Annotated in this window: 10 protein-coding genes and 1 riboswitch; of the genes, 3 read left to right on the forward strand and 7 right to left on the reverse strand. The window is 38.7% G+C overall.

From position 1 onward, the window contains the following. Positions 1-71 precede the first annotated feature (71 nt). Entirely contained in the window at positions 72-2,684 is a 2,613-nt protein-coding gene (gene mutS, locus AC07VK_RS05855; RefSeq protein WP_492959003.1) for a DNA mismatch repair protein MutS, read from the reverse strand. A gap of 1,145 nt (positions 2,685-3,829) precedes the next feature. Between mutS and AC07VK_RS05860 the strand changes: the two genes are divergently transcribed. Beyond that, the gene (locus tag AC07VK_RS05860) at positions 3,830-4,144 is read left to right on the forward strand and encodes an HPF/RaiA family ribosome-associated protein (protein ID WP_492952303.1); all 315 of its coding nucleotides are present in this window, start codon (positions 3,830-3,832) and stop codon (positions 4,142-4,144) included. A 160-nt stretch (positions 4,145-4,304) separates the two neighbouring features. On the opposite strand, the gene AC07VK_RS05865 is transcribed toward AC07VK_RS05860, so the two are convergent. The 5 genes from AC07VK_RS05865 to AC07VK_RS05885 form a co-directional block, all read right to left on the reverse strand. Continuing rightward, positions 4,305-4,868: a hypothetical protein gene (locus tag AC07VK_RS05865; RefSeq protein ID WP_492952302.1), complete on the reverse strand. Its 564-nt coding sequence runs from the start codon at positions 4,866-4,868 to the stop codon at positions 4,305-4,307. A 14-nt stretch (positions 4,869-4,882) separates the two neighbouring features. Then, positions 4,883-5,611 (reverse strand): menaquinone biosynthetic enzyme MqnA/MqnD family protein, encoded by a 729-nt coding sequence (locus AC07VK_RS05870; protein WP_492959005.1) that lies wholly within the window; start codon positions 5,609-5,611, stop codon positions 4,883-4,885. Between the two features lie 137 nt (positions 5,612-5,748). Then, positions 5,749-6,375, reverse strand: coding sequence for a histidine phosphatase family protein (locus AC07VK_RS05875; RefSeq protein ID WP_492959007.1), 627 nt, complete (start codon positions 6,373-6,375; stop codon positions 5,749-5,751). Between the two features lie 97 nt (positions 6,376-6,472). Further along, on the reverse strand, positions 6,473-7,666 hold the full coding sequence (gene mqnE, locus AC07VK_RS05880; protein WP_492959009.1) for an aminofutalosine synthase MqnE: 1,194 nt from the start codon (positions 7,664-7,666) through the stop codon (positions 6,473-6,475). A gap of 422 nt (positions 7,667-8,088) precedes the next feature. Further along, positions 8,089-8,583: a hypothetical protein gene (locus AC07VK_RS05885; protein ID WP_276904671.1), complete on the reverse strand. Its 495-nt coding sequence runs from the start codon at positions 8,581-8,583 to the stop codon at positions 8,089-8,091. Between the two features lie 122 nt (positions 8,584-8,705). Between AC07VK_RS05885 and AC07VK_RS05890 the strand changes: the two genes are divergently transcribed. After that, complete coding sequence (locus tag AC07VK_RS05890) at positions 8,706-9,821, forward strand: trans-sulfuration enzyme family protein (RefSeq protein ID WP_492952298.1); 1,116 nt, start codon at positions 8,706-8,708, stop codon at positions 9,819-9,821. Positions 9,822-9,951: 130 nt separating this feature from the next. Here AC07VK_RS05890 and AC07VK_RS05895 read toward each other — a convergent pair whose 3' ends face one another. After that, a complete protein-coding gene (locus tag AC07VK_RS05895; protein ID WP_492959011.1) occupies positions 9,952-10,965 on the reverse strand; it encodes a hypothetical protein in 1,014 nt (337 codons plus the stop codon). Positions 10,966-11,178: 213 nt separating this feature from the next. Next, a riboswitch (SAM riboswitch) is annotated at positions 11,179-11,289 on the forward strand. Between the two features lie 267 nt (positions 11,290-11,556). Here AC07VK_RS05895 and AC07VK_RS05900 point away from each other — a divergent pair. Beyond that, entirely contained in the window at positions 11,557-12,888 is a 1,332-nt protein-coding gene (locus AC07VK_RS05900) for an O-acetylhomoserine aminocarboxypropyltransferase/cysteine synthase family protein (protein WP_492959013.1), read from the forward strand. The last annotated feature ends 42 nt before the right edge of the window (positions 12,889-12,930 follow it).

The following is a 12,930-nucleotide window of genomic DNA, read 5'->3' on the forward strand; positions in this document are numbered from 1 at the left end:
ATATTGTATTAACGTATTAGAGATTAAAGATGCTTTGTCCTTAAACCTTACACCCTAAACCTCTAACCTTCTTAATTCTTAATCAATCGTTGTATTTCGTCCAGTTTCAATAAAGCTTCAACAGGCGTTAATGCGTTTACATCCAAATTATTCAATGTATCGCGGATTTTCACCAGAACAGGATCGTCGATGGCGAACATCTGTAACTGATAAGCCTGGTTCTGTACTTTTTTAATGCTGTCTTTTATACTTTGTCCTTCTGTACGGTCTATTTCCAGTTTTTTTAGTATCTCATTTGCGCGACCAATTAATTTTGTTGGCATACCGGCCATTTTCGCCACATGTATACCAAAACTATGTTCGCTACCACCAGGAACAAGTTTCCGTAAAAAGATTACCTTATTGGTCATTTCTTTTACCGATACATTAAAGTTTTTAATGCGCGGCATGGTATTGGCCAGTTCATTTAACTCATGATAGTGGGTGGCAAATAAGGTTTTTGGTCTGGCAGTTGGATGCTGATGCAAAAACTCGGCAATGGCCCAGGCAATTGAAATACCATCGTAGGTACTCGTTCCGCGGCCAATCTCATCGAGTAAGATTAAACTGTCGTCCGAAATGTTGTTCAGGATACTGGCCGTTTCATTCATTTCGACCATGAATGTACTTTCTCCTGATGAAATATTATCAGATGCCCCTACCCGGGTAAAAATCTTATCTACAATACCTACTTCTGCATCCTTAGCAGGAACGAAGGAACCCATTTGCGCCATCAGTACAATCAGCGCAGTTTGCCTTAAAATGGCCGACTTACCCGCCATGTTGGGTCCGGTAATCATAATAATCTGCTGACTTTCGGTATCGAGGTAAACATCATTGGTAATGTATTCTTCTCCAACAGGCAGTTGTTTCTCAATTACTGGGTGGCGGCCACCTTTAATATCAAGCACTTTATTTTCGGTAACTTTTGGCTTGTTATAATGGTTTTTGGCCGCTAACTGTGCGAAACACAATAAACAATCAAGCTGCGCAATTAAAAACGAATCGAGTTGGATCGGTTTGATGTAACTGGCAGTTTCGTACATCAATTCGTTGTACAAACGGATTTCGATCGCCTGGATCTTCTCTTCCGCACCCAAAATCTGGTCTTCGTATTCTTTAAGTTCTGGTGTAATGTAACGTTCGGCATTTACAAGCGTTTGTTTACGGATCCAGCCCGCTGGTACCTTATCTTTATGGGTATGGGTAACTTCTAGATAATAACCAAAAACATTATTAAAGGCAATTTTTAATGATGGTATTCCTGTTGCCTCTGCTTCGCGTTTTTGTATCTGAACCAGATAATCCTTACCGCCAAAAGCTATTTTACGCAAGCGGTCTAAATCTTCGTCAATTCCGTCGGCAATTACATTTCCTTTAATCAGCAAAGCTGGTGGTTCGGGTTGCAATTCCCTTTCAATTCTCTCTCTAATAGCCAAACATGGATTTAACTGATCTGCTATTTTAATCAGGAAAGGGTTTTTAGAATCGGCGGCCAGTTTTTTAACGGCCTCGATATGATAAAGTGCACGTTTTAAAGCAACCAATTCCCTTGGACCAACACGCTGCAGACCTACTTTAGAAATAAGTCGTTCTAAATCGCCAATCTGTTTAATGTTATTTAGAAATTCGCCTTGTAGTTCTTCATGTTTTACAAAATACTCCACCATTCCAAGTCGCTCCTGGATTGGTTTCAATTCTTTTAATGGCATAATGATCCACTTCTGCAACAAACGTGCGCCCATTGGGGTACAGGTATGGTCCAAAATATCGAACAAGGTTACGGCGTTGTCGTTAGGTGAATTCACCAATTCGAGGTTACGGATGGTGAAACGGTCTAACCACATATAACGGTCTTCTTCAATACGGCCAATCGAACTGATATGTTGTAGGTTGCGGTGCTCGGTTTCGCCCAGGTAGTGTAGAATAACACCAGCAGCAACAATTCCGCTCTGTAAACGCTCTACACCGAAACCCTTTAACGAGGAAACCTCAAAGTGTTTCATCAGGGTTTCGTTTCCGAAATCAGTGGTAAAAGGCCATTCGTCTAAACCAAAAGTGTAAAAACGGTCGCCGAAGTGCTCGGTAAATGCCTGTCGTTTCGATTTCTGAAAAATAACTTCTGTTGGCTTAAAGCCTTGTAAAAGTTTATCAATATAATCGCTGTTACCCTGTGCAATTAGAAATTCACCTGTCGATATATCTAAGAATGAAACACCCAGTTGTGTTTTATCAAAGAAAACACAGGCAAGGAAATTGTTCGATTTTTGGTTTACAATATTATCACCGTAAGCTACTCCAGGCGTAACCAACTCTGTTACACCACGTTTAACAATGGTTTTTGTGGTTTTAGGATCTTCCAGCTGATCGCAAATGGCTACGCGTTGTCCTGCCCGCACCAATTTGGATAAATAATTATCCAATGAGTGATGCGGAAAACCAGCCAGTTCTAAAGCACCGCCATTAGTGCCAGTACCTCTTCTGGTTAATACGATGCCTAATATCTGTGCCGTTTTAATGGCATCTTCGCCAAAGGTTTCATAAAAATCGCCAACCCTAAATAGTAAAAGTGCGCCCGGATACTTCGCTTTAATTGCGTTGTATTGCTGCATTAACGGGGTTTCTTTATTCGTGTCTTTAGCCAAAACTGAAATTAATTTACAAAAGCCATAAAGATAACACGAATAAGCATTTTACAGCTGTTTTGTTGAAAAGTTAAAAGATTGTTAGTTTGTTTAAGCGCTTGAATGTTTAAATCTGCTATTTGAATGGCATCCCAGTTAACCGGTTTATACAATTTAAACAGTTAACCATCATTTGGAAATGAAGGGTTCTGTGCTTTTCGGTTGGTGTGGTCCTGTTATCCGCTTTACTTCGTTACACTCGTGCCCGCTCCTACCAGGTTTAGGTACGAGGGGCTGTTTTAACCCAGTTGCACATAGTTTTCTTTCTTCAACAGTTAACCGGTTTATACAATTTAAACAGTTAACCACTATTTGGAAATGAAGGGTTCTGTGCATTTCTGATGCTACTGCTCTGCTTTCCGTTTGTAATCCCTCTTTTCAATCCTATTGTTTGTACGCATTTTTTTAAGAATAGTTTAGGCATTTTGCTAACCAACTTTAATAAAGCACGGATTTTAACCAAGGACGCTGTCAATCCCAGGAGCCAGGGAAATCAAAAAAACAGTTGCAGTTCGGGTAAATTGGCACTAACAAACCTAAAACGCAGTGGTTTTGTGTTCATAACGATAATTTAATTTTAAAAAATATTGAACACAAAACGAAGTGCCACTGTTTTTTTGATGCGCATGGGATGGTGCAAAAGGCTCATTGCCGGATTGACGAAGCGCTTTGGGTACTTTGGCGCTCCAAAGTACCATGCCACCGCGGCATAGAGCGGCAGAAAAATATTATAATTAATTGTGCCCACACAATAGTCTTTTAATCGGGAGTTACCGCTTCAATCAGGTTTAGGTACGAGGGGCTGTTTTAACCCAGTTGCACATAGTTTTCTTTCTTCAACAGTTAACCGGTTTATACAATTTAAACAGTTAACCATTATTTGGAAATGAAGGGTTCTGTGCTTTTCGGTTGGTGTAGTCCTGTTATCCGCTTTATCCCGATGAAAAAATCGGGATGCTCGCTCCTACCAGGTTTAGGTACAAGGGTCTGTTTTAACCCAGTTGCACAATCATCAGCTAAATTCTATAGTTAATCTAAACTAACAATTTAAACAATTCACCTACTTGTATGTTAATCCTAATATATATTAACCTAATATTATAATTATGACGATCCAATTGAATACCGACAAAAACTTAACCATACACCAGGAATACGATGAAAAAATTCAAACACAGTTAAATGAAGGTTTGAGCAGATATAGCGATCTGATTACGCGCTTAGAAGTTCATTTATCTGATGAAAATGGCAGTAAAGATGGCTTAGACGATAAAAGATGTTTGTTGGAGGCCAGAATTACGGGAAAAGATCCTATAGCCGTTACCAATATGGGCCATACCTACGATTTGGCTATTACAGGTGCATTAACCAAGCTGAAGAGTACACTCGAAAAAGTGGCTGGAAAGATGAAAGCGCATTAAATCCTTTCGTCACCCTGAACCGAGCCCTAGCGAGCTCACCAAAGGTAATTTAGTTCAGGGTCTATCAAACAAAATACTTTTATAATAAAAAAAGCAATCTAGTCAGATTGCTTTTTTATTGTTATAACATTTTCCTTTTGTCTCTATTGTTAAAAAGAGTTTAACATTTGCCTTTTAGAAATTCAAATTTAGTACCTGCTACAGCGTTCCTAAACATGTCATCATTTTCCCTGTCAACCGTGCTTACATGAATATTACCTTCTTTGCAAATTGAACCAAGCATACTTTGAGATTCATTCGTAAAATAAACATATTGAAGAATACCATTTGTACTTACCAAATACGAAAGGTGTTTAACAAACTGAACCATATTCTGTTTGTTTACTATTAAGCCTCCTTTAAAATCCTTACCTATACCTTCATTTTTGAGAAATTTCATCCCCTTTTTAAAGTTTTTGTATTTTCCTTCTCGAAATCTCCATGCTAACTTCTCATCTCCCAAGAATGTAAAACAATCCGATTTTACCCCCTCTAAAAGATGATTAAGTTCTTCTCCTAATGCCTTAACATGTTTTTTATTAGTTTTTGATGTGATAGTTAGAATATAATTGGCGAAGGTTTCTGGATAGAAATAATCGTAGTCTTCAATTTCCTCATTATAATTTCTTTGCGGAAATATCGGATATGCTGCAAGGCATTTCTTCCTTTTGATTTGTTCAATCACCTTGTAGCTTATCTTTAATGTAATTGCTCAATATATCCCAAAAACAGCTTTAAAGCTTTCTTTCTATCAACAGTAACCTCAAATTGAAGTTTGTGGTACAGGTAATCTTCCAGGTCGAAATTCGACACTTCAGGTAATTCCTGCAAAACTTCTTTTCTATGCGCTAAACCAAATTTTAAAGCGGCATTAAATTCAGCCTTAAATTCTTGTGAAATTTCTTTATTGGCCACCCAGGCAGCGTACATAAATGGTAATCCGGTAAAGTTTTTCCACTCTTCACCCATATCGTAAGCGTAAGCAAAATCTTCTTTTTTACCAAAGGTTCTATCGCCGATTAAAACAAAAGCATCAGTTTTTACAGCAGGGTCTGTAGTAAACTCCACCTCTTTTTTCCAATGGAATTTTAGCAATACTTTGGCCAGATTGTTCGATGTACGCGAGTGGGTATCCAGTCTTACCGTTTTAATTTCCTGGGCAGGAACTTCACTAAAAATGAATACGGAATTTACAGCTCCATCGCTTCCAATGCAATAATCGGCTACAATATTCGCATTGGGAACCAAGGGAATAGCCGCTACAGGCATTAAACCGATATCAACCTGACCGCTAATTACTTTAGCTGCGCAATCTGAAGGAATATCTAAACTTAGATCAATTTTATTTATAATGTTAGAATGTTCTAATCCGTATATAAAAGCTTTGGTATTGGTATAGGCAACAGCCGATATTTTAATCTTATTCAAGGTGTTATGTTAAATCTTTTATTATCACTCGCCATGGTTCGTGTCCTCACGAACCGTTATATAAATCCCTTTTATCGTGCCAAAAGATCCTGAAACAAATCCGATAGCTATCGGATCAGGATGACGAACTGATAAAGTTATTCAGCCACTAAACCGTCTAAATGAACGGCACTGTTAAATTCAAGAACAGTAAATTTTCCATCTTCGAAACCGATCTTATAAAGCACCGTATTTTGATGTGGAAATTCAGTCATTTCGCTCAGCGGTTTGCCTAACAATAAACACAAGAAAACGCGCATTGCTCTACCGTGCATACAAAGTAAAACTGTTTTTTCTTCAGGTCTGCTCATTAGAACTTCCATAGGCTGTTTTAAACGTTCATAAACATCCTGAACGCTCTCGCCACCCTCGAAATGTGCTGTATAATCACCATCCTGCCAGCTCTGCAGCATATCACGGAAAGCATCACGTGCATCTTCTGTATTGGGTTGTCCTTCCCAAACGCCCCAGGCCAGTTCGTCTAAACCAGAAAGTTTTTCCCATGGTAATCCGGAATCAATAAACTTCTGAACAGTTTGCCAGGTACGTTTTAAATCCGACGTGTAAATCTTATCAAAAGGGACGTTTTTATAAGTTTGGTAAAAAGCTTCTGCCTGTGCCCTACCTAAATCATTTAAGTCAGAATTTATACCTCTGCCCTGTACTATGCCTTGTCTGTTAAGTTCCGTTTCGCCGTGGCGTATGATGTATATTTCTTTGACCATTAAAATGGGATTTTTAGGGTTATAAGATTGCAGGATTAACGTTATTTATTTTTTTGATTTTGTGAACGGATCTTAAAATCTTATCATCATAACAATCCTAATTCACTACCGGTAGCTTATAATATTGAGGTTTCTTTTCTTCTTCGAAAATTACGTGTTCGAAATCGGTAACTACATTATATAAAGTATCGCGTTCTATTGCTTTTCTGCCCACTTGTTTAATCAGATTCACTAGTTCTTTGGTGCTCATTGCAGGTGTTTGTTCCTCGGCACCGGCCATTGAATATATTTTGGTGGTATCATCCAACGTACCGTCAATATCATCAACACCGTAATTTAAAGATAACTGGGCTGTTTCGCGACTAATCATTGCCCAATAGGCTTTAATATGATCGAAGTTATCCATGTAAATACGGGCGATGGCGTAATTCCTTAAGTCTTCAATTACTGAAGATTCTGGCACATTACTCATCTGATTATGTTGATTTCTGAACTTTAGCGGAATAAAAGTCTGGAAACCACCTGTGCGATCCTGCAATTCACGTAATTTCTCCATATGATCTACCCGGTGCCAATATTTTTCAATATGACCGTAAAGCATGGTGGCATTACTGCGCATACCTAGTTTGTGCCATTCTTCGTGTATATCTAACCATTGCTGACCGGTACATTTATCTTTAGCAATCTGTTCTCTAATTTCAGGGTGAAAAATCTCCGCCCCTCCACCAGGTATCGATTCTAATCCGGCTTCTTTCATCAAACGCATACCTGTTGCATAATCGATTTTGGCTTTCTTAAAAATATAATGATACTCCACAGGCGTTAATGCTTTCACATGCAAATCAGGACGATGCTGTTTAATTGCTGTAAATAAAGCAGAATAAAAGGCGATATCGTATTGAGGAAGTACCCCGCCTACAATATGCACTTCGGTTACAGGTTCGCCATCATATTTTTTAACGATATCGAGCATTTGCTCCATCGTTAAGGCCCAGCCTTCTTCTTTTTGTTTGATTAAACGCGAATACGAGCAAAATTTGCAGTCGTAAACGCAAAGATTGGTCGGTTCTAAATGGAAGTTTCGGTTGAAATACGTTTTATCACCGTGTTTCTGTTCGCGGATAAAATTTGCCAGAACACCCAGATAACCCAGTTCTGCATGTTCGTACAAGTAAACGCCTTCATTAAAGGTAATCCGTTCTCCGTGAAGGACTTTGTGTGCTATGTTTTGTAATTCAGTTGATAAATTGGTATCAGCTAATATTTTTTCAACTTGCTCAGTTGTATTCATTCCTGATTTATTTTGAACAAAAATACAATAATGAGGCGATTTGAAAATCATTTTCTTGTAACAAACCGCGATTTTTGAATGTTGTCCTTGATTATTAACCACAGATGAACACTGATAAACACAGATTTTGATTGCTTTTTAACGTGAGCTTAGCTGTAGGCGTTAATATTAGCCACGGAAACACGGAAGTCACGGAAAAATAACTGTCAAACTCCAGTATAAATTGATGTTTCCCCGCTTGACGGCCAGGTATATAAGACAAAACCTGATTCTAATTTATATCTGTGTTAATCTGTGGTTAAAAACCTACTATAAAACAGTCTAAGAGACTCCGTGTAAATCCTAAAAGACGATAAACAAAAAAAAGCACCTCTTTTCGGAAGTGCTTTATATGTTTTTCACAGGTTGATATTTTTAGCTAACTATCTTGCTGCTGGTACAAACGTTAAAACGATGTTAGCCGTTTTGCCACCAAATTCGATTGGCGATTTCAAGATCATTTGTGTACTAGAAAGATCAGTTAATACTAAACGGTAACCTTCTGTTACGTTTTTAGCTTTATCACCTTCAAATATTTTTTTAAACTGGAAGGTCTGATCTTTAGGTGCTGCCGACCAGAAGATAGTCTGCATTACCGAACCACAAGTACTTGATGCTGGTAAAGTGTACGAACCATTACCGCTATTGGTTAAATTCCATGTACTTCCCTGAAAACATTTGTAAGATTTCTCTCCAAATAAACCTTGAACAGCACCATCCGGTAATCCTTCTAAAGCTACATTACTCACTACCCACTCGCGAACAACTGTACCTCTGCTACCTGTTACACCTGCAGTTACTCTTTTCGCAGTATTACAACTTTGTAACATTACTAAAGTAGAACATGCTATTGCGATAGCTATAAATAATCTTTTCATTTTTGTTTAATTTAATTTCGTCAAACTTGTTACATAAATCTTGCCAAAACCATTACGAACCTTAAATTAGCGCTGAATTATTAAATTGCATCCCGATATTACTTCGATCAAAATCAATTATCATGAAACCCGAAACCCTTGCTATTCACGCTTCTAATCTTGTAAAAAGCATTACTGGCGATGTTACCTTACCTATTAATCTATCGACAACTTTTTTTCGCGACGAAGATGGAGGCTATCCCGGAGGGCACATGTATAGCAGGGTAAGCAATCCAAACCGGTCTGCTTTAGAAAACACTGTAGCGAAATTAGAATATGGTGAAGATGCGGCCGCTTTTTCTTCAGGCAATACCTGTGGTATGGTTTTGTTCCAGTCCTTAAAACCTGGCAGCCATATTATTGCACCTGATGATATGTACTGGGGTATTAAAAAACAGTTACTCACTATTTTTAACGACAGTTTGGAATTTGATTTTATTGATCAGACCGATTTAAATCTGATACAATCGAGCATCAAACCTAACACCAAATTGATCTGGATTGAAACGCCATCTAACCCATTATTAAAGGTTACCGATATCGAAGAGATTGCCAAAATAGCTAAAGCTAAAAACATTACGATGGCCTGCGACAGTACCTTTGCTTCACCTATTTTACAAAATCCGATTTTACTGGGTGCCGATATTGTAATGCATAGCAGTACCAAATACCTGGGTGGCCATAGCGATGTACTTGGCGGGATTTTAGTAACAGCCAAAAAAGATGCGTTATGGGAGAAAATCAAAAACATTCAGCAAACTGGTGGTGCGGTTCCTTCTCCCTTCGATTGTTTTCTACTCACCAGAAGCATTAAAACACTGGCTTACCGCATGAAAGGCCACTGCGAAAACGGAAAAATTATCGCTGACTATTTAAACGGACATCCAAATGTTGAAGCTGTTTTTTATCCAGGATTAAAAAGTCACCCACAGCATGAAATTGCAAAGAAACAAATGAAAGATTTTGGTGGGATGATGTCGTTCCTGGTTAAGGGAGATGTTGAAGCAGCCCACAGAGTGGCAAATAAGGTTCAGTTATTCGCGCAGGCGACCAGTTTGGGCGGTGTAGAGAGTTTAATTGAGCACCGTTATTCGGTGGAAGGCCCTGATAGCAAAACGCCAAAAAATTTACTCCGTATTTCTGTAGGCCTGGAGCATGTAGATGATATTATCGCCGATTTAGCGCAGGCGCTGGGGTAAAAAGAAAATTTTCGTCATTGCGAGAAGGCTTTTTCAGCCGACGAAGCAATCTTACAACGGTCGCTACTAGCGTGTGCTTTAAGATTGCTTCGTCGTTCCTCCTCGCAATGACGAATATTTGTTTTGAAATCTATTTAGGATTACAAATCGTGGTCAACTTCAACGAATAATTTGCCTCTAGCGGCTCATTCGTCTGTGCCAAACGTTGCGATCCCGTATTAGCAGGGCAGGCAATGTCACCTGCAGCATCGTATATTAATTTTGTACCGCCGGCCAATAATTCTTTTGGTACGTAAACCTGCACCTTGGTAATCGAATAACCAGAAGGAAAATAACGCACATAATAACCATCAGGGTGTTTGGTCCAGATACCACTTGGTACATCGCTTCTTGGTGGTGCCATCCCCGCTATAATAGCGTATTTTTCCATGTCGGCATAAGTGTAATTTCCAGACGACACTAATTGACGGATATTGTTTTCTGCCTCAAAAACAGCCCGCACTCCTGATGGTAACTGATCTTTAGCCTTCTCCATTACATCGAAAGGTAAAACACCCAAAGCACCACCTTCTAATTGTGTAAGTTGTTTTGGCGTTAACAATTTAATGGCAGTTACTTTAACCTGTCCGTTAAAATCGGCAAATTTTGTTCTGGCTATGATTGTCCAAAGTAAAGCCTGAATATCATGCTGATCTACATCAGGATGCTTTTCTGCACTTTTGAGTATAGAAACCACAATTTCTTCCTTGGGGCCTAAAACCGGAGCATACATATAACCATCACCTTTTGACGGCGCGAAAGTTCCTGCTTTTAAACAATAACTTTTATTGGTCATTTCGTAAAACCCCTCGCAAAGCACGAAACCACCTTCTGGATTTTTAGGCAGTAAATACAAGGGCTGAGCTTTTAAATTTAATGAATTAATAAAATCAGGCAGCTTTTCGCCTTCTCTATTTACGTCTTCAAAATTAGTGGTAATGGCAGCAGGTTGTTTCAAAAACTTGTCTACGCCTAAAGCTTTAGCGCCCTGGGCGGTGCCCACTTTTAATAATTTATCTTTTAAGCCTCCAAACTGAGCGTTTACGCTGTTTAAACAGACTACAGTAAATAGCATTCCTAAACATAGGGATTTTGTATTTTTCATGATGATTAGATTTAGATAGGTAACACAAACTTAGAATTTTAAGCGTTAATTTTATATTAAAAGTTTAAACCACCTTAATCGGAATAAAAATACATTACTCATTTACAGATGATTGACATAAATTCGGAATTTTATTTTGTGGATTAAAATTAAATTCAGACATTTGGAATATTATTTGGCGGAAAGCTAAATAAAAGTCAATCTTCACGGGTTGATTTATAAAGAAGTGGCGAGAGACTGGCTCGATGACCCACTGGCAACCCTCAGAAAGAGAAGGTGCCAATTCCTGACCGGATAACATGGTGTTATTTGGAGATATAAATTAGAACTGATGAAAACATTAAATCTTCAATCGCTAAGCGAGCCCAGCGCAAACCAAAAAAATGTAGAACAAGTTTCTATTTCTTTTATTTGTTGCAATATGCGTGCGGTTACTTATATGTGCTGTTGCATAAAGTAATTTAAAAATCTTCCTTTTTTGTTTCTTTCAAACTGGAAGGTCCTGAGAAATCGGGATACGCCCTGCTAGGTTTTAGGATTAGCCTAAAGCACTACATGTATCATCTTATTCAACAATAAAAAACAGAAATCATGTCAACATCATATAAATTCGAAACTTTACAATTACACGCTGGACAAGAAATAGATCCAACAACAGGCTCAAGGGCTGTTCCTATTTATCAAACCACTTCTTATGGTTTTAAAAATGCAGAACATGGCGCCAATTTATTTGCCTTAAAGGAGTTTGGTAATATCTACACCAGGATTATGAATCCTACCAGTGATGTTTTCGAAAAACGTATTGCCGCTTTAGAAGGTGGTGTGGCAGCTTTAGCGGTAGCATCTGGACAAGCAGCACAGTTTATTGCACTAAATAATATACTGGAGGCAGGCGATAGCATCGTTTCTTCAACCCATATTTACGGAGGAACCTATAATCAATTCAAAGTAGCTTTTAAGCGCCTGGGTATTCACGTCGATTTTGCCAACCCAGATGTACCCGAAGAATTTGAAAGCAAAATAACCGATAAAACAAAAGCAATCTTTTTAGAAACCATTGGCAACCCTGCATTTAGTGTGCCTGATTTTGAAAAAATTGCCGCCATTGCCAAAAAATACGATATCCCTTTAGTGGTTGACAATACTTTTGGTGCAGGAGGTTATTTGTTTAAACCCTTAGAACATGGCGCCAACATTGTTGTAGAATCTGCAACGAAATGGATTGGTGGTCATGGAACCAGTATTGGCGGCGTTATCGTCGACGGCGGAAATTACAACTGGGGCAACGGTAAGTTTCCTCAATTCTCTGAGCCATCAGAAGGTTACCATGGTTTGGTTTTTAGCGATGTTTTTGGTATCGGTGGACCATTTGGCAATATCCAGTTTATCATCCGTGCCCGTGTAGAAGGATTAAGAGATCTTGGACCTTCCCTATCGCCTTTCAATTCTTTTCTTTTGTTACAAGGCTTAGAAACCTTATCGCTTCGCGTTCAACGCCATGTTGATAATGCGTTAGCTTTAGCGACTTGGTTAGAAAACCATCCATTAGTTAAAGAAGTACAATACCCTGGCTTAGCCAGTAATAAATATAACAACCTGGCTAAAAAATATTTAAGCAATGGTTTTGGCGCAGTTTTATCTTTCGAGTTAGCTGGAAGCAAAGAAAATGCAACACAGGTAATTGATAACTTAAAACTGGTGTCGCACTTGGCCAATGTGGGTGATGCAAAAACACTGATCATTCAGCCTTCGGCCACAACACACCAACAGTTAAGCGAAACAGAACAATTAGCTGCAGGTGTAAAACCAAATGCACTGAGGGTTTCAGTAGGCATTGAGCATATTGACGATATTAAGGCCGATTTCGAACAGGCATTTGCAACAATTAAAGCTACAGTTCCGGCAGAGAATTTACAAGCCTAAACCCCAAACCCTTTAAGAGGCTTTTTAAAAACGACAACAACA

The sequence above is a fragment of the Pedobacter sp. GW821-FHT01D05 genome (assembly GCF_059422505.1).